We start from the raw sequence: 19,876 nt of genomic DNA on the forward strand, positions 1-19,876 counted from the left end.
AAAAGGCGCCTGTCAGGGCGCCTTTTTCATACAGCGAAGCACAACACCCGCCGCGATCTCGCCGGACGGCCTGTCTGTCGCCATGCGCCTGGCAACCTCGGCAAATCCGTCCTTCTGCCATGTACGATAGGCCGTATCTGAAAACAGGCTCTCAAGCTGCCGCGCCAGATAACGCGGCCGCACATACTGGTTGTAGTGCTCCGGCACGACTGCCTTATCGGCGATCAGGTTGGGCAAGGCGGCGCTCCATACGGTGACCATTTTCTGGACCACGCGCATGACCGGATCCAGCCGGTAGCACGAAATCATCGGCACTCCGGACAAGGCCAGTTCCAGCGACACGGTTCCCGATGCGATCAGCGCCGCATCCGCCTTGCCGAAGGCCTGCCATTTGCGTTCGGGATCAAGAATGATCTCAGGCTTTTCATCCCAGCGCGCGACCGAGGTCCTGACCAGATCGGCGACATGCGGCACCGTCGGCAGCAGCAGACGCAAGCGGTGTCCGCGCGCGCGCAGTGCCGAGACGGTTTCGCCGAACGGACCGATAAGCCGGCTCACCTCGCCGCGCCGCGAGCCCGGCAGCACCAGCAGTGTCTTGACACCATCCCCCGACAGGTCGCGCGGCAGGCTTTGCGCCCGGGCAGCGCCCAGCACACCCGGGTCATGTGCAAGGCGATGCCCGACATAGGTGCCGGGCGGGCCGTTCAGACGGCTGAGTTCCTTCACTTCGAAAGGAAGGATGCAAAGGATGTGATCGACATAGGGCTTCATCGCCGTTGCCCTGCCCGGCCGCCAGGCCCAGACGCTTGGACAGACATAGTGGACGATAGGGATCGACGGATTGGCCGCGCGGACCTTCCTCGCCACGCGCAGTGAAAAATCCGGGCTGTCGATGGTAATGAGGCAGTCGGGCTGGTCCGCGACAACCGCGCTTGCCGTCTGGCTGATCCGCCGCATCAGGCGGGGCAGATCGCGCACGACGGCGCTGAGCCCCATCAGCGCGATTTCCGACCCTTCGAACAATGGCGTCAGTCCGAGCGCTTGCAGGTGCCGGCCGCCTATGCCGGCGAGTTGCACCTCGCGCCCGGTCATGCGTTTCAGGGCCTGTATGATATCGGCGCCCAGAACGTCACCGGATTCTTCACCGGCCACGATGGCGATCTTCAAGGGCCTATCAGCTTTCATGTGCCAGCTCCGCCGCAGGCAAGCCTATGATGAACAAGCCAAGCGCGTTGGCGCGCGCAATCGTTGCAGGGCCGTCGAGAACCAGCGAATGCCCCGCCTCGACGGCAATGCCGGCCAGTCCGGCCGCGTGCGCGGCGTCGACTGTCTGTGGACCGATTGAAGGCAGGTCCGCGCGCAGCTCCTGGCCGGGTTTCGCACATTTCACCAGAACACCCCGGCTCTTTCCGGCGATACGGCCATGGCTCCGCAGTTCCTTCGCGCGAAGGAGGAGACCAGCGGTGCCCTCGATACCCTCCAGCGCGATCACACGGCCGCCAACCGCGACAGCGGCCTGACCGATATCCAGCGCGCCGATGGCCTTTGCCGCCGCCCGGCCGGCTTCTATGTCACGCCAATCCGATTTCGACGGCACACTCTTCGTCAACTCGCCATCGGTGGCGACAAGGTCCGGTATGATTTCATGGGCGCCCACAACCTTGATTCCGCGCGCCTCAAGACCTCGCGCCAAGATCTTCAACAGGCCGTCGTCACCGCGTGCCAGCGCCATGACAACCAACGGAATCACGGCGACCAGACCGAGGCTCGGCCGCAGATTGATAAGCCTCGGCCTGCGCTTGATCTCGCCGGCAAGAACCAGATGAGTGATCCCATGGCGTTTCAGCAGGGGTACAAGAGAGCCGACATCCTCAAGCGCAAGGCTTTCCTGCTCATAGGGGCGGAACTCGCTCTCGCGATCGACCTCGCCTTCCATAAGGATGACGAAGGGTGGGTGTCCCTGCCCTGCGAGACCTGCAGCGACCTCGACCGGGAGGCTGCCGCCACCGGCAATGATACCGACCTTGTCGCCGGGCGCGAGTTCAAGACCCGTTCCGGCGACCTTAGTCTTCGTCATCGGCATCGTCGCCATCGCCACCCTTGAGCGACGGCACGGCGTAGTGCCGCTTGCCGCGGCTGGAGATGAAATCGATGATCTTCATGGCTGTCGGGGACGAGCCGAATTCAGCCTTGGCGAATTCAATGTTCTCACCGACGGTGCGGCTGCGGTCGAAGATCGTCCGGTATGCCTTGCGCAGCAGATGGATCTCGGAACGCGGCAGGCCGGAGCGCTTCAACCCGATGATGTTCAATCCGCGCAGGCTGGCGCGATTACCCACCGCTATGGCGTAAGGAATGACATCGCCCACGATCGCCGAGCAACCGCCGAGGAAGGCATTGTCGCCGACGCGCACGAACTGATGAACGGCGGTCAGGCCGCCAATATAGACATTGTTGCCGACCTCGCAGTGGCCGCCCAAAGTGGCGCCATTGGCAAATGTGGCGTTGTTGCCGACGACGCAATCATGGGCGATGTGGGCATAGGCGAGGAAATTGCCATTGTCTCCGACCGTCGTCTCGCCACGGCTGGAATCCGTGCCAAGATGCATGGTGACGCCCTCGCGGATCGTGCAATTGTTGCCGATGACAAGCGTGGTGCGACCGCCCTTGTGCTTGGTGTTCTGCGGCGGAGCGCCCAGAATCGCCATGGGGTAGACCTTGGTGCCGGCGCCGATGGTGGTCGCGCCCATGACCGAGACATGGCTGACCAGTTCGACGCCGTCGCCGATAACCGCGTCCGCGCCGATGTGGCAGAACGGCCCGATGCGGGCGCCCTCGCCGATTTGAGCACCAGCCTCGACGACCGAGGAAGGATGGATGAATGTCTGGATTTTCATAAGCATTTCGATCGTCAGTCGCTCGTCACCATCATCGCCGAGATTTCAGCTTCGGCGGCCTTGGTGCCGTTGACGAGAGCTTCGCAGGCGAATTTGAGGAGGTTGCCGCGTTTCTTGATTTTCTTCACATGGATTTTCAACTGGTCGCCGGGAACGACCGGTTTGCGGAACTTGGCGTTGTCGACGGTCATCAGATAGACCAGGGACGGCGTTTCTGTTCCAAGGCTGCGGATGCAGATGGCGCCTGCCGTCTGCGCCATGGCCTCGACAATCAGCACGCCTGGCATTACCGGCTGGCCTGGAAAATGACCTTGGAAATGCGGCTCGTTTATGGTCACGTTCTTGATGCCGATGGCGGATTCATCGCCGTCGATGTCGATGATACGGTCTATCATCAGGAACGGATACCGGTGCGGCAGGAGCTTCATCAGCCCCATTATGTCGACCGCCTCGAGCGTCGTTCCCGCCACTATGTCAGCCATTGCCCCCGTCACCCTGTTTGCGCGTTCTGGCCAGTTTCCGTAGCGCGGCTATTTCCCGCATGGCTTCCGCCATCGGTTGCGCGGGATAGCCTCCCCAAATCTCGCCAGCGGGAACATTGCTCATGAACCCGCTTCTTGCGGCAAGTTTGGCGCCTGTCCCGATGGTCAAGTGATCCGCAAGGCCGACACCGCCGCCCATGGTGACGTTGTCACCAACGGTCACGGAGCCCGAGATACCTGAAAGCCCAGCCACGATGCAGTTGCGACCAATGCGGACGTTATGGGCGATCTGCACCAGATTGTCGATCTTGCTGCCCTGGCCGATCACGGTATCGGACATCGCACCGCGATCGACCGTGCTGTTCGAACCGATCTCAACATCGTCCTGGATGATCACACGGCCAATCTGGGGGACCCGTTCAGGCCCCTTGGCGCCGGCAACGAAGCCAAAACCATCCTGACCGATCCTCGCCCCACCATGGATGATCACGCGATTGCCGATCAGCGCATACTGGATGCTGGCGCCAGGGCCGACATAGCCGTCGCGGCCGATCTGGCAGGATGGACCTATCACGGCGTTGGGAGCGATGACGGTACCTCTGCCGATGGAGGCTCGAGGTCCAACGACCGCCCCAGCCTCGATGATCGCACCGGCCTCGACATGGGCAGTTGGATCGACATGCGCGTGTGGCGAAACGCCGGTTTCGCTGGTCATCGGGCCCGGCGTCGCGGCTGTCGGGAAAAGCAGACGCCCAACAAACGCAAAAGCCTGCTGCGGGCGCGGATGGGTGAGAACAGCAATGCCAGCTGGGGCCTTGCCCGCCAATTCGGCTGGGCACAGGACCGCCGCGGCGCGCAGGGACGGCATCAGCGCTATGTTGCGCCTGCCGTCGACGAAGACGAGCGCATTCTTCCCGCCTTCGCTCGCGGGCGCCAAAGCCTCGATCACAATATTAGAGTGGCCGGAATCGACAAGCACGGAGCCGGTCAGATTCGCGACTTCGCCCGCCGTATACCGGCGTGAGGGCGCGAAGAACACCGGATCGGTCATTCCAGAAGCTATATCCAGCTAGGTCGGGACACTTTCTTCCGGACCCAAACGGTCCGGAAGCACTCTTGCCCGCTGATCAGAAACGGGTCGCTATGCCGAAGTTGAATTCCTGCACGTCGTCGGTCGGCTGCTTCTTGATCGGGATCGCATAGTCGATGCGGATCGGGCCAAACGGCGATGCCCACATCAGACCGACACCAACCGAAGCACGGATTTCCGAACCCACCGAAACCTGATTAAGCCCTGCCAGATTGATCTTGCTACCATAGAGCGACGCAGCATCAGCAAAGACCGCGCCACGCAGACCAAAGCTTTCCGGAATGACAGGCATCGGGAACTGCGCTTCCGCCGATGCATTGAAGTATGTCGTACCGCCGAGATGGTCGCCTGTAGCAGCATCCGCAGGGCCAATGCCACCGTAAGCAAAACCACGAATCATACGATCGCTGCTCTGGAACTGATCGAAGATGCGCAAGCCGCCGTTGCTATAGCCCTCGACATATCCAGCTCCGCCCGAAAGCAGGCCCACTACGTCCAGTTGCTCGGAAAGCGTGTGGTAAATGCTACCGCGCGCAGTCAACTTGACAAACTTGGCGTCGCCGCCAAGCCCGGCCACTTCAACGGAACTGTTTGCATAAAGGCCATCATGCGGGAGCTTCATGTCGTCGATCGTGTTGTAGACAAGACCGAGACTGACCGAAGACTTGAGCCACGGGCTCTCATTAATACCCTGAATGATCGCCGCAGAGATGGTGCACGGATCACCAGGTACGTATTGGCCACTCGAGTTCAGACACCCATCGGCGTACGAGTATTTTTCCTGCGCAATGTTATACGCCAACTGCGTCGTGATGCTGTTGGTGATCGGCAGTCCGAAACGCACCGTCGCACCGGTCGTCACCGCGTTGTAGTTGGTATAGTTCCGGGTCTGCTGGTAAATATCGAAACCGGCAGCGATGCGGCGTCCGAGGAAATATGGCTCCGTGAACGACAGACCGTAGTCGCGCGAGTTCTTGCCGCCGCCCGCGGAGATCTTGATGAACTGGCCACGGCCGAGGAAGTTGCGCTCGGTGATCGAACCTTCGACGGTCGGGCCGGGCGTGTCGCCACCGGTCGAATAGCCCGCGCCCACCGAGAATTCGCCGGTCGACTTTTCGACGACGTCGACGACGAGCACGACCTGATCGGGCTGCGAGCCCGGCACCGTCGAGATGTCGACCTTCTCAAAGTAGCCAAGGGCCTCAAGGCGCTTCTTCGCACGCTGGATCAGAACCTGGTTGAAGGCATCGCCTTCGCTGACGTCGAACTCGCGGCGAATGACGTAATCGCGCGTACGATCGTTGCCCCGGATTTCGATGCGCTCGACATAGGCCTTGGTGCCCTGGTCGATCGTGTAGACAACCGAGATGGTGTGGTTTTCGAAGTTGCGATCGCCGCGCGGCGTCACCTGGGCGAAGGCATAACCCGAACCCGCGACCTTTTCGGTCAGCGCGATGATCGAGTCCTCGACCTTCTTGGCGTTGTATACATCGCCCTTCTGCGTCTCGACCACCGACTGCAGCGCCTTGCCGTCGACTTCCGGGATCGTGCTTTCGACACTGATGTCGCCGAAATTGTAGCGGTCGCCTTCCTGCACGGTGATTGTGACCGTGTACTTGTTGGTCGCGCTGTCGAGCTCACCTACCGCCGAGACGACCTGGAAATCGGCATAGCCATGATTGTAGTAGAAGCGGCGCAGCAGCTCCTGGTCGGCGCGCAGCTTGTCTTCGTCATAGACGTCATCACGCAACACGAAGGAAAGCCAGGTCGAGCGCTTGGTGTTGATCACGTCCGACAGGCGGCGGCTCGAATAGGCGCTGTTGCCGACGAAATTGATCGCGGCGATCTGGGTACGGTCGCCTTCGTTGATTTTGAAAACAACATTCACGCGGTTGTCGCCGAGCTGCATGACTTGCGTCGTCACGGTAGCATCGTCGCGGCCAATGCGCTTGTAGGCGGTCTTGATCGCCTCCACGTCGGAATCAAGGGTCGCCTGCGAGAACGTGCCGCGCGACTTCATCTGCACGGCGGCCTGAAGCGCGTTGTCCTTGATCTTCTTGTTGCCCTGGAACAGGACCTGGTTGACGACCTGATACTCGGCAACCTTGATGACCAGAGTCGAACCTACCTGGTTGATCTGCACGTCTGAGAACAGCCCGGTGCCGAAGAGAGCCTTCACCGCTGCGTCGATATCGGCGCTGGAGAACGGCTTGCCCGGCTTGATCGTGATGTAGTTGCGGATGGTCTCGGCGTCGATGCGCTGATTGCCGCTGACCTCAACCCTGCTGACAACAGCCGCTTCCGCGGCGGATGTGGCAACAAACTGAACAGTGAGCGCGCCAGGCACGACCAGGGCCGCTGACATGGCAACCGCGGACGCGGCGCTCAGAAACTTGGATGCTGCCTTCATCGGGCTTTATAACCTTTTTCTCGAAGTCCCCACGGCGAGAAAACCGGACGTGCGGTCATTTCCCCTACCGTATTAACCGGATTTTCCCTACACGCAAGGCTTCTGGTTAATTTGTATTTACTTAACCCTGTTGCGTGGCTTTCGCGTCACGCATATCCCCACGCATGGTAAACGGCGTCTCAACATCGGCTGTGTCAAAGCCAAATTTCTTCATGATTTCAGCACCCAAACAGATCGTTCCAGAAAACGAACCCCATGAAGCACAGCACGAGAATCATGCCGGCCCGATAGGCCATTTCCATCATCCGCTCCGACACCGGCCGTCGTATGACCGCCTCCACGCCGTAGAACAAGAGATGGCCGCCGTCGAGGGGGGGAATCGGCAAAAGGTTTAAAATACCTATGCCGACAGAGAGCAGCGCGACCAGTTGCACGAGCCATTCGAAGCCGAGCTTTGCCGCCTTGCCTGCCATGTCGGCGATCTTCACCGGACCGCCAAGCTGGCATTTGTCTTCCCGCCCGACGACGAAACGCTGCAGGAACTGGCCCGTGCGCTGTATGATGTGGCCGGTTTCCTCGACCGCCGCCGTCAGCGCCCCGGCGGGGCTGTAGGTGACCAGCCGGGGTTGCCCGAGTTCCTTGTTGTTGACGACGCCGATCACGGCAAGCTTGACCTTGTTGCCCAGCGCGTCGTCCTGCTCCATCAGCCGTGGCGTCGCCGTCACGGTGACGTCCTTGCCATCGCGCAGCATGACGAAGGTGATCGAATCACCGGCGCGCCCTGAAACCAGACGCTGAACGTCGGCGAAGGTCTCGACCTTGCTTCCGTCGACGCTGACGAATCGGTCGCCGGGAAGAATTCCGGCCTTCGCGGCCGGACTATCCGCCGTGACCTCGGCCACCATGGGCTCCGAGACATAGCGGCCGTAGGCCGCGAACAGCACGGCGAAAACCACGATGGTCAGGAGGAAATTGAACAGCGGACCGGCGACCACGGTCGCCGCGCGCTTCCAGATCGGCTGTGTATGGAACGCCACCTTGCGCTCTTCGTCGGACAGCGCCTCGATCTCATCGGAACTCGGCTGGCTCGACGTGGCCGTCATGTCGCCTACGAATTTGACGTAGCCGCCGAGCGGGATGGCACAAAGCTTCCATCGCGTGCCATGACGGTCATTGAAACCGAATATCTCGGGGCCGAAGCCTATCGAAAAGGCTTTCACGCCAATGCCGCACCAGCGGCCGACGAGATAGTGGCCCATCTCATGGACGAACACCACGACCGTCAAAACAAACAGGAAGGGCACGAGCGTGCCGAGGAGAAACCCCTCCGTGCTGAAAACCGCGTGAAGAACCTCGTTCAAGTCATCCCCTCAAATTCTTCCGCAGCGCAGGCCGCGCCGCGACTGTCACATCAATCGAGGCGAATCCATGACGCTTGTGCGCCTAATCTTGGAACGGTATCGATCAAGCCGGAAACAGCCCGTGTGCAGGATGCTCGGCGGTGGCCGAAATCCAGCCAATGACGTATAGGGCGAACGCCGCCGCGACAAGCCCGTCGACCCGGTCCATGACGCCGCCATGGCCTGGTATGAGGGTGCCTGAATCCTTGCAGCCGTGCCGGCGCTTGACCCATGATTCGAATAGATCGCCGGCCTGCGCCACGATCGAAAGCACAAGCGCCACAAGGCCAAGCAGCGCCAAGTTGCTGGCACCGGCGACGGCGGCCAGTATGAGCCCCGCGATGACGCCGCCGGCAGCGCCGCCAACAGCGCCGCTGCGCGTCTTGCCGGGCGAAATCGATGGCGCCAGCTTCGGGCCGCCGACCGCGCGTCCGACGAAATAAGCAAAAATGTCGGTCGCCCAGACGACCGCGAAGAGGAACAGGATCGCCACGAGACCCGAATGGTCGTCGTCGCGCAGCAGCGCCAGGCAAAGGCCGGCGACAGTCGCGTAGGCAAGGCCGGACACATCCCATTGCCCGGCGTTTCGCGCCCTTGATGCGACAGCTGTGACGGCGACCAGAACCGCGACGAGTGAGAGCATCAAGGATGCAGGCAGGGCAAAGATCAGGGCGCCGACGAAGACCAGGACCAGCGCTTCCGGCAGGAGACCCAGCCCATTCACCCCAGATGGGCGGGACATGCGCGTCCATTCGTAGAAGATCACGGCAGAAATCGCAGCGGAAAGCAGTCGGAACGGCAGACCGCCAAGCCAGGTCAGGCCAAGCGCGACGATGGCGAGCACCACCGCCGAAATGACACGAAGCCGAAGATTGCTCATCCGGCGGCCGGTCGCGACGCAACGTCCCGCGGCTCCAATCCGCCGAAGCGGCGTTCGCGGCCGGCAAATTCCCGCAAGGCCTCCACCAGGTTCTCGCGGCTGAAATCGGGCCAGTAGCAAGGCAGGAAGACGAGTTCGCTGTAGGCAGCCTGCCAAAGAAGGAAGTTCGAAAGCCGTAGCTCCCCGCTGGTGCGGATAACCAGTTCCGGATCGGGAATGCCTTGCGTGTCGAGAGCGCCGGCAAAGCTCTCGGCCGTGATCGCCTCGCTGTCGATTTCGCCGCGCGCGGCTGCCTGTGCGAGCTTGCGGGCGGCACGTACGATCTCGTCGCGCCCGCCATAGTTGAAGGCGATGACCAGGGTCAGCGAAGTGTTGCGAAGCGTCAGCGATTCGGCCTCTTCGAGAAGCCCCCTGATGTCGGCCTGCAGCCCTGCCCTGTCACCGATGATCCGCACCCGCACGCCGCTCTGATGCAGCTCGGCGAGATCACGGCGGATGAAGAGCTTCAGCAGGCCCATCAGGTCGCTGACTTCGGACTTCGGCCGCGACCAGTTCTCGGACGAAAAAGCGTAAACCGTCAGGAAGGATATGCCGAGGCCAGGCGCTGCCCGCACCGCCTTGCGCAGCGCCTCGACGCCGGCGCGATGCCCGGCAAGCCGCGGCAGGCCGCGCGCCTTGGCCCAGCGTCCATTTCCATCCATGATGATCGCGACATGCGCGGGCGTTGCCATATCTTCGCTTTCGGGCCAGCCGACGGCCGGACCCTAAACCTGCATGATTTCAGCTTCCTTATCGGAAAGCAGATGGTCGATATTGCTGATCGTCTCGTCAGTGAGTTTCTGGACCTGGTCCGACCGCTTGCGCTGATCGTCCTCGCTGATATCGCCGTCCTTCTCCGCCTTCTTCAAGAAATCCATGCCGTCGCGGCGCACATGGCGCACGGCGACACGGGCGTTCTCGGCATAGCCGTGCGAGATCTTGACCAGTTCCTTGCGGCGCTGCTCATTGAGCTCGGGAAGCGGAATCCTTAGATTCGTGCCGTCGACGATCGGATTGAAGCCGAGATTGGATTCGCGGATGGCGCGGTCCACGGCGCTGACCATCGACTTGTCCCACACCGACACCGAAATCATGCGCGGCTCAGGCACCGAGACGTTGGCCACCTGGTTGATGGGCATCGATGTGCCGTAGGCCTGCACCTGGATGGCATCGAGCAGGTTGCTCGACGCGCGGCCGGTCCGCAGCGAAGCAAGGTCGTGCTTGAAAGCGGCGATCGCCCCATCCATGCGCCGCTTGAGGTCTTCGTACTCACCACTCATCATAGTCTCCTCGACCCGGCTGTCCCGGGTTCACTGCTTCAGGGGAGAACCCCGTGTTCAAGCATCGTTGCGAAACCGGTCCCGCCTTTTCGCAATCCGCTCCGGATCAACTGTCCGCGACGACCGTACAGCGGCCGCCACCCCTCAGAATATCGCCAAAACCACCTTTTTCGTGGATTGAATAGACGATTATCGGAATGTTGTTTTCGCGCGCAAGTGCAATCGCTGCTGTATCCATGATGGAAAGCCCGCGTTTTATGACTTCCGCATGGCTGATGCGCTCGAAACGCGTCGCATCGGGATCTTTCTTGGGGTCGGCCGAATAGACACCATCGACCTGAGTGCCCTTGAACAGGGCGTCGGCGCCGATTTCCGCGGCGCGAAGTGCCGCTGCCGAATCAGTGGTGAAGAACGGGTTGCCCGTGCCGCCGGCAAAGATAACGACCTTGCCCTGGTTCATGTAGGCGGTGGCCTGCCGCTGCGAAAAGCTCTCGCAAAGCTCGGGCATGGCGATCGCGGAAAGCACCACGGCGTCGACGCCGATCTTGTTCAGCGAGGTGCGCAATGCCAGCGAGTTGATGACGGTAGCCAGCATGCCCATGTGGTCGCCGGTCACCCGGTCTCCCCCCTTGGAGGCAACCGCCACGCCGCGAAAGATGTTACCACCACCGATGACGACTCCGACCTCGATACCCAATGCGCGGGCCTCGGCGATATCGGATGCGATGCGATCGACAACCGACACGTCGATCCCGAAATGCTGTTCGCCCATAAGTGCTTCGCCCGACGCTTTCAACAAGACACGTCGGTAGAGGGGCTTCGCCGTCATCTGGTTCCTCGCATGTGGGCGGCAAATCTGGAGGCGAAAACTGCTCCGCTTCGCCGGGCGGTGCTGTCATGACGGGTTGACCCGATACACGAAGGGCGCGGCGATGTCACGCCGCGCCCCTGTGCAAAATTCCTGGCTTCCTTGAGCAACTGCCGCCGATGCCGGTGGCTTCGCCTTCGACCACAACTCGGGACGCATAGCCGGAGGGCTTGTCGCCGGCAACGGCACCGAGACGAAGCTGTCGGCGCTCGGCGAACCACAATTGCATCGGCTACCGGCTGGTTCGTTACGGCTCACTGTACCGCCGGGCCTACCTAGAACGAAAGCGTTAGTGGTGGTCGAGACGCGCGGCACCGCAATCGTCACGGGGGGGTCGCTCGCGGCAATGGACCTTGCACTGGCAGGGGTGGGGCTCGCCCATGTGTTCGAGCCGCTGGTCCGCGCGGATTTCGCTGCCGGTCGCCTCTTCCAGATCCTGCCGCGAACGGTGATCGGGGAACCGGGTTGTTGCTTTACTTCCAACGCCGGGCCGCGATGGCGCCCAAGCCCGGGGCGTCCATCGACACCGCAAACGAAATCGGCCGGGCGTCACAGTGGACGCCCGGCCGATCAATTTCACCAGAAGATAGCTGAGCTTACTTCTTCACCGCGGCCGCGACTTCCGCCGCGAAATCGGTCTCTTCCTTCTCGATGCCCTCGCCCAGGGCGAAGCGCAGATAGGCGGTGATCTTGGCCGGAGCGCCGATTTCCTTCTCGGCATCCTTCAGCGCCTGCTCGACAGTGATGTCGGGATTGAGCACGAAGGCCTGCTTCAAGAGCACGACTTCCTCGTAGAACTTGCGCAGACGGCCTTCGACCATTTTCTCGATGATCGCTTCCGGCTTGCCGGTCTGGCGCGCCTGGTCGGCGAAGATCGCCTTCTCGCGCTCGACCGCCGCCGGATCGATCTGCTCCGCGGTCAGCGCCAAGGGATTGGTGGCGGCGACGTGCATGGCGACCTGACGAGCGAAGGCATTTGCAGCCTGCGCATTGCCGGTGGTTTCGATGGCAACCAGAACGCCGAGCTTGCCGAGACCATCAGCAACCGCGTTGTGCACATAGGTTGCGACCGCGCCCTGCGCGACGGTGAGCTTGGCCGAGCGGCGGAAGCCCATGTTCTCGCCGATCGTGCCGACAGCGTCCTTGATGGTGTCGGTAACCGACTTGTCCGAACCCGGGTACTTGGCGCCAGCGACAGCCTCGGTCGTGCCGTAGGCGAGCGCGACTTTGGCGACGTTGGCGACGATTTCCTGGAAAGCCGCGTTACGGGCAACAAAGTCGGTCTCGGAGTTGACCTCGACCACTGCGGCCTCACGCACGCCATTGTCGACGCCGATCAGGCCTTCGGCGGCGGTGCGGCCGGCCTTCTTGTCAGCCTTGGAAATGCCCTTCTTGCGCAGCCAGTCGACGGCCTCTTCCATGTTGCCGTTGGTCTCGGTCAACGCCGCCTTGCAGTCCATCATGCCCGCGCCGGTCAAGTCGCGGAGTTCTTTGACCTGTGCAGCCGAAATGCTCATTGTCGCCTCTTTGTTTTAAATGCACCGACGCACCACCGAATCTCGATGATGCGTCCGTTTAGCGTGCCAAAATATTAGAAAGATGAAGGCCGGGACCGGCCCTCTCCGTTTAAGCCTGCGGGGCCTCGCCCGACGGAGCCGGATCAAGTGCCGGTTCGACCGGAGCCTCGACCGAAGCGCCGATGTCGACACCAAGCGCGCCCTGCTGACGGGCGATGCCGTCGATGGCGGCCTTGGCGATCAGGTCGCAATAGAGCTGGATGGCGCGAGCCGCGTCATCATTGCCGGGGATCGGGAAGTCGATCTTGTCCGGATCGCAGTTCGAATCGATGATGGCGACGACCGGAATGCCGAGACGCTTCGCCTCGAGGATGGCGATCGCTTCCTTGTTGGTGTCGATCACGAACATCAGGTCCGGCGTCGAACCCATGTCCTTGATGCCGCCGAGCGCCTTGTCCAGCTTCTCGCGTTCGCGATCGAGGTTCAGGCGTTCCTTCTTGGTGAGGCCCTGTGCCTCGCCGGCCAGCATCTCGTCGAGCTTGCGCAGGCGCTGGATCGAGTTCGAAATCGTCTTCCAGTTGGTCAGCATGCCGCCGAGCCAACGCGAGTTGACATAGTACTGGGCCGAACGCTGGGCGGCATCGGCAACGATGTCCGAAGCCTGGCGCTTGGTGCCGACGAACAGCACGCGGCCACCCTTGGCGACAGTGTCGGAAACCTGCTTCAGCGCCTGGTGCAGCAAAGGCACCGTCTGCGACAGGTCGATGATGTGGATGTTGTTGCGAGCGCCATAGATGTAGGGCGCCATCTTCGGGTTCCAGCGGTGGGTCTGGTGGCCGAAGTGAATGCCAGCTTCCAAAAGCTGGCGCATGCTGAAATCAGGCAGAGCCATTCTTAGTTCCTTTTCCGGTTAGCCTCCACGGACACAGGCATTTTTGGACAATGTCCTCTAACGCCACCGGAGGTCTCAGCCGGATTTCTCCCGGGCAGACACCAAAGTCCGTGTGTGGAATGAGCGCGCATATAGAGGGGAAGCGCGACAAACGCAAGCGGGGCGGCGCTTTGATGCCTAGCGTGCGGCAATCAGCGCTCCGGTGCCGATCATGGCGCTGCCGGCAAACCTGTTCATCAGCCGCATGCGCCCGGGCGTCTTGAACCAACTCGATGCCCGCCCCGCCAATGCCGCGTATAGGCCCATGGTGAGGATATTGACGCTGATCACCACGGCGACAACCGCAAGGCCATCGGCGAAGGTCAAGGTGTCGAGGTTCAGTATCAGCGGCATGATCGAGGCGTGAAACAGGATCGCCTTCGGGTTGCCGAGCGCAATGGAGGCGCCAAGAAAAAACGATCGGGACAATTTCGCCTGCGATGTCCGCGATTCGGCCGATTGAGTGGCCGCCGCGCGCCACATCCTGACGCCGAGAAAAACCAGATAGGCGGCGCCAGCATATTTCAGCAGGTGAAAAACCCATTCGAAAGTCTGGGCCAGCGCCACCAGTCCGAGCAACGCCAGGGTGACCAGCACGGCATCCCCGGCCGCGACGCCAATTCCCGCCATGAATGCCCGGACAAACCCGCGCGATACGCCGCTGGTGATGACCGCGAACATTGCCGGACCTGGTGTGGCCGCGGCCAGCGTGATTGCCGCGCAGTAGGCCAGAAATGCGGTCAACGTCATGGCCGACGCCCCTTCCCGTTGGGTACCCTCACCCGCCTGAAGATCTCGACGATCTCCTCGCGGCTGCATTCGATCGCGCCAAGCCTTACGGCGCGGTCCCGCTCGAAGCCGGTTATGTCGTAGTGTGGGGCCGATGTCTTCGGCGGCCCTTGATAGGATGAGCGCTTGACGCCGAGTTGTAAGGCAAAGCGGTGCAACTCGTCGGTATCGTCGGCCATCAGATGACACCAGCGATGACCGGCCCATTTCCAGATCGCCGCGTCGACATAGACAGCCATGAAGCTTGCCGCACTCCTCGTCTCGCCAGATGAAAGCATGGCCAGTCGCATGAACTAGCAATGATAGAAGGGATTCGGGTAGGAAATGAAGCCGCCGGCAGCCTCAAGCTCGCTCACCATCGCGGTCACGGCTTCCTGCATCCGCCGACGCAGCTCAACGACAGCATCGTCGATCGAACCATCGTAAGCATGCAATCCCAGGGGCTCGGGCACACGGATATGCGCACAGCGCGGTCCGGCCGGCTGCGGCGCGAAATGGTTCAGCGTGTCGCGCAACGTGCCCTTGCAATAGTCGTTGCGGATACGTTTCAGATGTTCCGCCATCTCCTCCTGCGTCGTCAGCGGATTGGCCCATGCCCATGGCCCGACGCGCTGCAGCCGCTGAATTGTCTCCATCAGCCTGCGGGCCTGTTTCTGCCCTTCACCCGCGCTTTCCTTCAGCCAGCGGCGCGACCGGCGTAGAAGTTCAGAGGGGTCAAGGGAATTAGCATCGATGGATATCTCCTTCGCGAGCCGGCGTCTCAATTCGAGCAGCAGTTCGCGCTGGCGTTCGGCGTAGAACGCGTTCGGATCAGACTGGACGTCGTAAGCGGACGCGTCACGCGTAAGCAGCACCGCGTAGATATGATGGATGCGCTCCGGTAGCTTATCGGCGATGCGCTCGATCCCCAGGCTTCGCTCGACATAGCTGCATTCCCGCGCCAGCGCCGAGTACACATCTTTCGTGAAGGTCAGTTTCCAGACAACGGGCGCAATCCAGGTTTTGAAATGCGGATCCGTTTCCCGGCCGCGCTTTAGCGCCTCCAGCCCCATTTCGACGGCTCCTGGCAACAGCGGCGCTACAAAATTACCGTGCCAGCCGACGCCGCCTTCGGGATGAAGCAACACACCGTGGCCCTTTAGCGCCCATTCGACGGAGTGTTCCTTGGCCGCGGCGCTGTTGCCGGGTATCTGCGCGATCAGATTGTTGGCCAGCCAGAACTTCTGCATCATACGGCCAAGACCGTTGACGACGCCATTCGTGGCCCAGGATGCGGCGAGCGGGCTGACCCGCGACACGATTTCCTTGTCGATCATCCAGTCCGTGAAGAATTCAGGATGATTGGGCGTGATGAAGGTCGCCTTGCCCGGCCCAGAGACGGCTTTCAGTCGACGCTGTTCACCGTCGGGGAAATCGAGATGACGGACATTGGCGATGCCACGCAGTCCGGCCAGGCGATTGAACGGCAACAGGTCGCGAAATCCGGGAACGCCGCGCAACATGAATATCCGATTGACGGACGTCATGGTCTTGATCAGCGCCGTATTGGGTCTCGGCGCCACGAACACATCGATCCTGCTCAACCTGCTTCCCCCTCGGAGATCGCGCACAATCTGCGATACGAAAGAAAGGTGAGAGGCAATTGCGGCGTGTTCAAGTCATGAGCCACGGCAACCCCGCGCCGTGGTTAATCAGACAGGCGTGTGGTTTCGACTATTTCGCCGGGCAGGGTTTGGCTTGGTCGAACAAGGACAGATTCACCAGCTTCCCGGTCATCGAGAAATCGCCATAGTCCATGACCAGATCGCGCGTGATGCCGTTTTCATGCAGCTTGAAGCTGATGCGGTATTCCGGCACTTCCTCGCCAGTCTTGGCGCTATCGTCGAAGTAGGCGATGTCGACGGGCCAATATTTGTCGGTTGCGAGTTTCGCCAAGGCCGGCGCTTCCGGATCGGTCTTGTCGGCATCGGTCTTCTTGCCGACGATGACGGTGGTGGTCATCACCTTGTTGGCATCCTCCGAACCGTCGAACAAATTGGTTTCGTAGAAGTTCTCGCCTTTCTCCGCCTTTCCGATCAGCTCGACCAGATGCTGGGTCGGAAATTGGGTGGCCGCTAGCTCCAGGCTGCTTTTTTCAGGCTTGTCGATATCGACCTTCAGTCCTTTCGTGTCCTTGGTCGCGGTGCCCCGGACCTCCTTGTCGAGGTTCTGGTCGACGAAGGATTTCGTCACGAATGAGAAAGTCTTGCCTTCGGCATCCTCGAAGGTGGTCGTCTGCTGGTCGGTCAGCCTTGTGTTGTCGTTGGTGACGATCTGGGTCACGAAACGAAATTTCACCGTATAGCCTTCACAAGCCGAGCCGTTGAACTCATAGACCATGCGGCCGGTAATGCCGGTGATACCGGAGCGGTCGGACGCCTTGTTCAGTGAAAGATCGTAGACGGCACGATGCGCTTGCAGTGCCGGTGCGGCGAAAGCGGGCCCCATCGAGAAAGCCGCCGACAGCAAGACGGCGGGGAATACGAGGCGGCGCGTTGCGCGCATGAGGTGCTCCGATCATCGTGGCTGATGGCAGCCCGCGGGGAAAGATGGTCCAGCTTAAAAAAAGTCGTGGCGGAAGCGAGGCAAAAATAGCAATTTCGGCCCCGGCCAAAGCCGCGAGATCAAGCAATAGGGAAATACCATGAGCGAAACAATCGAAAAGCGGCTAAGCGATCTGGGCGTGACACTTCCCGTCGCGGCGGCACCTGCGGCCAACTACGTGCCCTACTGCCAGACAGGCAATCTGCTGTTCACCGCCGGGCAGTTGCCGCTCAAGGACGGCAAGCTCCAGGCCAGCGGCCTGCTTGGCCGCGACGTCGACACGGCGACCGGCAAAGAGGCGGCAAAATACTGCGCCATCAACATATTGGCGCAGGCCAAGGCCGCGCTTGGCGACCTCGAAAAGATCCAGCGGCTGGTCAAGATAACCGTCTTTGTCGCGTCGACGGCGGATTTTGTAGAGCAGCATCTGGTTGCCAATGGCGCCTCCGATTTTCTCGTCGCGGCGCTCGGCGAGCGCGGCAAGCATGCCCGCTCCGCGGTCGGCACGGCTTCCCTGCCGCTTAATGCCGCAGTGGAAATCGAAGCGATCTTCGAAGTCGAATGAGCCTGGGAAGAACCATGACAGACCTATCCTGGCTCATCGCCCGGCCCGTCGCCCATCGCGGCTTCCATGACATGAACAAGACTCGCTGGGAGAACACGCTTACCGCCTTTGCCGCCGCGGCCGAGCGCGGCTATGCCATCGAGTGTGATGTCCATCTGTCTTCGGACGGCGTTCCCGTCGTCATTCATGACGATGATCTGCGGAGGCTGACTGGCCAGGATGGCTTCGTCTGGCAACGCACAGCCGCTGAACTGGCGGCGCTCAAGGTCGGGGGCACGGCGGACCATGTGCCGACGCTGCGGGAAGCACTCGACCTGGTCGATGGCCGCGTGCCTATGGTCATCGAACTGAAGGGTATTCCCGGCCGGGATGAAGGTCTCGTTGCGAGAGTCGGCAAGATACTGAAGCGCTACGAGGGCAAGGCGGCGATCATGTCGTTTGACCACTGGCTGATCCGCGATTTCCCAAAACATGCGCCGGGCATTCCCGGCGGATTGACCGCCTATGGCAAGGACACCGGACTTATCGAGGCCCATTTTGCCATGCTGGCGCATGATATTGTCTTCACGTCCTACGCTGCCGGCGACCTGCCGAATCCCTTCGTCAGCTTTGTTCGCGAAAAGCTCAACATGCCGGTGATCACCTGGACGGTGCATGACCAGCCCGCGATCGACCTGACCGTCAAATATGCCGACCAGATGACGTTCGAAGGGTTCGAGCCCGACCTTGCCAAAGTGGCATGACGCCAGCTTGCCTGAAACGTGACTTGTAGCGGCTCGTATGGAGCTTAAATAAGCCTCATGGATCAAGGCGAAGACGGCGACGGGCAAACGGCGAACGCGGATTATGCGATCCGCGTCGCCGCGGGTATCGGCGCCTTCACCCGCGAGGAATGGAACCGTTTCGGCGGCGCCACGCGTGGTGATCCAGCCAATGCCTATAACCCGCTTGTTTCATTTGCTTTTTTGAGCGCGCTTGAGGACTCCGGCTGCGCTACCCGGCGCACGGGCTGGCAGGGTCATCATCTCAGGCTCGAAACCACCCAGGGCAAGTTGCTCGGCGCTGCCCCCTGCTATCTGAAATCGCATAGCCAGGGCGAATACGTATTCGATCATGGCTGGTCCGATGCGTTCGAGCGGGCCGGTGGCCGTTATTATCCCAAACTGCAATGCGCGGTGCCGTTCACACCCGTGACCGGCCCTCGCCTGCTGGTGAGCAAGGGCGAGGACACCAATACAGTCAAGGCAGGTCTGGCCGCGGGGTTGAAAGCGGTAACGGAAAAGCTCGGCGTCTCCTCGGCGCATGTCACCTTCGCGCAGGAGTCCGACGTCGCCACGCTGGAGGCTGCGGGCTTCCTGCACCGCACCGATCAGCAGTTTCATTTCTTCAACGAAGGGTTTTCAACCTACGACGACTTCCTCGCCACGCTTGCCTCGCGCAAGCGCAAGGCCATGAAGAAGGAGCGGCGCGAAGCGCTCGCACCCGGCATCTCCATCGACTGGCTGACTGGCAAGGATCTGACCGAGAAGGCCTGGGACGACTTCTTCGCCTTTTACATGGACACCGGCAGCCGCAAATGGGGGCGCCCCTATCTCAATCGCGAGTTCTTCTCGCTGATCGGCGAGCGCATGGCTGACGACATCCTGCTGGTGATGGCCAGGCGCAATGGCCGCTACGTTGCCGGCGCGATCAACTTCATCGGTTCCGAAGCGCTTTATGGCCGCAACTGGGGCTGTGTCGAGGATCACCCCTTCCTGCATTTCGAGGTCTGCTATCATCAGGCGATCGATTTCGCCATCGACCGCAAGCTGAAGGTGGTCGAAGCGGGCGCGCAGGGCGAACACAAGCTTGCGCGTGGCTACCGGCCGGTGACCATGCACTCGGCGCACTACATCGCGCACCCCGGATTGCGCAATGCCGTGGCCGACTATCTCAAGCGTGAGCGGCGCGAGGTGGAACGCATGGGCGAGTACCTTGAAGAGCACACCCCGTTTCGCAAATCGGATCCGTCCGGCGAAGAGTGACCTCCGTCAGGGGGAAAAAAGGTCGCCCCCGATGGCTAGATGTCGCGCCTGCAGCTCCCAGTCTGCTTGGCTCTGTCCTGTTTACCACCCCGATAAAGTCGGCTAAATATATGACCGGGGA

20 protein-coding genes are annotated in these 19,876 nt (G+C 61.3%); 3 read left to right on the forward strand and 17 right to left on the reverse strand.

Annotated features, from left to right (window positions below):
- Positions 1-12 precede the first annotated feature (12 nt).
- From lpxB to ACO07C_RS04935, 17 genes are all read right to left on the reverse strand, one after another.
- Positions 13-1,185: a lipid-A-disaccharide synthase gene (gene lpxB, locus ACO07C_RS04855; RefSeq protein ID WP_421913098.1), complete on the reverse strand. Its 1,173-nt coding sequence runs from the start codon at positions 1,183-1,185 to the stop codon at positions 13-15.
- On the reverse strand, positions 1,175-2,077 hold the full coding sequence (locus ACO07C_RS04860) for an LpxI family protein (protein ID WP_421913099.1): 903 nt from the start codon (positions 2,075-2,077) through the stop codon (positions 1,175-1,177). The genes lpxB and ACO07C_RS04860 overlap by 11 nt, the downstream gene beginning before the upstream one ends.
- Positions 2,064-2,897, reverse strand: a complete 834-nt coding sequence (gene lpxA / locus ACO07C_RS04865) for an acyl-ACP--UDP-N-acetylglucosamine O-acyltransferase (RefSeq protein WP_421913100.1) — start codon at positions 2,895-2,897, stop codon at positions 2,064-2,066. Before lpxA ends, ACO07C_RS04860 begins: the two co-directional genes overlap by 14 nt.
- A gap of 14 nt (positions 2,898-2,911) precedes the next feature.
- Positions 2,912-3,379 carry a 3-hydroxyacyl-ACP dehydratase FabZ gene (gene fabZ, locus ACO07C_RS04870; RefSeq protein WP_421913101.1) on the reverse strand — a complete coding sequence of 156 codons (468 nt, stop codon included), beginning with the start codon at positions 3,377-3,379 and terminating at the stop codon, positions 2,912-2,914.
- Positions 3,372-4,430 carry a UDP-3-O-(3-hydroxymyristoyl)glucosamine N-acyltransferase gene (lpxD, locus tag ACO07C_RS04875; protein ID WP_421913102.1) on the reverse strand — a complete coding sequence of 353 codons (1,059 nt, stop codon included), beginning with the start codon at positions 4,428-4,430 and terminating at the stop codon, positions 3,372-3,374. Before lpxD ends, fabZ begins: the two co-directional genes overlap by 8 nt.
- Positions 4,431-4,506: 76 nt before the next feature.
- The gene (bamA, locus tag ACO07C_RS04880; protein WP_421913103.1) at positions 4,507-6,879 is read right to left on the reverse strand and encodes an outer membrane protein assembly factor BamA; all 2,373 of its coding nucleotides are present in this window, start codon (positions 6,877-6,879) and stop codon (positions 4,507-4,509) included.
- A gap of 218 nt (positions 6,880-7,097) precedes the next feature.
- The gene (gene rseP, locus ACO07C_RS04885; protein WP_421913104.1) at positions 7,098-8,240 is read right to left on the reverse strand and encodes an RIP metalloprotease RseP; all 1,143 of its coding nucleotides are present in this window, start codon (positions 8,238-8,240) and stop codon (positions 7,098-7,100) included.
- A 103-nt stretch (positions 8,241-8,343) separates the two neighbouring features.
- Positions 8,344-9,159 carry a phosphatidate cytidylyltransferase gene (locus ACO07C_RS04890; protein ID WP_421913105.1) on the reverse strand — a complete coding sequence of 272 codons (816 nt, stop codon included), beginning with the start codon at positions 9,157-9,159 and terminating at the stop codon, positions 8,344-8,346.
- Positions 9,156-9,890 carry an isoprenyl transferase gene (locus ACO07C_RS04895; protein ID WP_421913106.1) on the reverse strand — a complete coding sequence of 245 codons (735 nt, stop codon included), beginning with the start codon at positions 9,888-9,890 and terminating at the stop codon, positions 9,156-9,158. The genes ACO07C_RS04890 and ACO07C_RS04895 overlap by 4 nt, the downstream gene beginning before the upstream one ends.
- Before the next feature lie 33 nt (positions 9,891-9,923).
- Positions 9,924-10,478, reverse strand: coding sequence for a ribosome recycling factor (frr, locus tag ACO07C_RS04900; RefSeq protein WP_227347201.1), 555 nt, complete (start codon positions 10,476-10,478; stop codon positions 9,924-9,926).
- 106 nt (positions 10,479-10,584) lie between these two features.
- A complete protein-coding gene (gene pyrH, locus ACO07C_RS04905; protein WP_421913107.1) occupies positions 10,585-11,307 on the reverse strand; it encodes a UMP kinase in 723 nt (240 codons plus the stop codon).
- A 635-nt stretch (positions 11,308-11,942) separates the two neighbouring features.
- Positions 11,943-12,863, reverse strand: a complete 921-nt coding sequence (tsf, locus tag ACO07C_RS04910) for a translation elongation factor Ts (RefSeq protein WP_421913108.1) — start codon at positions 12,861-12,863, stop codon at positions 11,943-11,945.
- Between the two features lie 109 nt (positions 12,864-12,972).
- A complete protein-coding gene (gene rpsB / locus ACO07C_RS04915; protein WP_421913109.1) occupies positions 12,973-13,755 on the reverse strand; it encodes a 30S ribosomal protein S2 in 783 nt (260 codons plus the stop codon).
- Positions 13,756-13,932: 177 nt separating this feature from the next.
- A complete protein-coding gene (locus ACO07C_RS04920; protein ID WP_421913110.1) occupies positions 13,933-14,544 on the reverse strand; it encodes a LysE family translocator in 612 nt (203 codons plus the stop codon).
- Positions 14,541-14,822, reverse strand: coding sequence for a DUF4031 domain-containing protein (locus ACO07C_RS04925; RefSeq protein WP_421917440.1), 282 nt, complete (start codon positions 14,820-14,822; stop codon positions 14,541-14,543). The genes ACO07C_RS04920 and ACO07C_RS04925 overlap by 4 nt, the downstream gene beginning before the upstream one ends.
- A gap of 54 nt (positions 14,823-14,876) precedes the next feature.
- Entirely contained in the window at positions 14,877-16,085 is a 1,209-nt protein-coding gene (locus ACO07C_RS04930; RefSeq protein WP_421913111.1) for a hypothetical protein, read from the reverse strand.
- A gap of 211 nt (positions 16,086-16,296) precedes the next feature.
- Positions 16,297-17,127 carry a cell envelope integrity EipB family protein gene (locus ACO07C_RS04935; protein WP_421913112.1) on the reverse strand — a complete coding sequence of 277 codons (831 nt, stop codon included), beginning with the start codon at positions 17,125-17,127 and terminating at the stop codon, positions 16,297-16,299.
- A 139-nt stretch (positions 17,128-17,266) separates the two neighbouring features.
- Between ACO07C_RS04935 and ACO07C_RS04940 the strand changes: the two genes are divergently transcribed.
- From ACO07C_RS04940 to ACO07C_RS04950, 3 genes are read left to right on the forward strand one after another with little or no spacing between them, the layout of a single operon-like run.
- Complete coding sequence (locus ACO07C_RS04940; protein WP_421913113.1) at positions 17,267-17,731, forward strand: RidA family protein; 465 nt, start codon at positions 17,267-17,269, stop codon at positions 17,729-17,731.
- A gap of 14 nt (positions 17,732-17,745) precedes the next feature.
- Positions 17,746-18,474 (forward strand): glycerophosphodiester phosphodiesterase, encoded by a 729-nt coding sequence (locus ACO07C_RS04945; protein ID WP_421913114.1) that lies wholly within the window; start codon positions 17,746-17,748, stop codon positions 18,472-18,474.
- 57 nt (positions 18,475-18,531) lie between these two features.
- The gene (locus ACO07C_RS04950) at positions 18,532-19,755 is read left to right on the forward strand and encodes a GNAT family N-acetyltransferase (protein WP_421913115.1); all 1,224 of its coding nucleotides are present in this window, start codon (positions 18,532-18,534) and stop codon (positions 19,753-19,755) included.
- Positions 19,756-19,876: the final 121 nt, after the last annotated feature.

It is taken from the genome of Mesorhizobium sp. (assembly GCF_965229135.1).
Classification (GTDB): Bacteria; Pseudomonadota; Alphaproteobacteria; order Rhizobiales; family Rhizobiaceae; genus Mesorhizobium.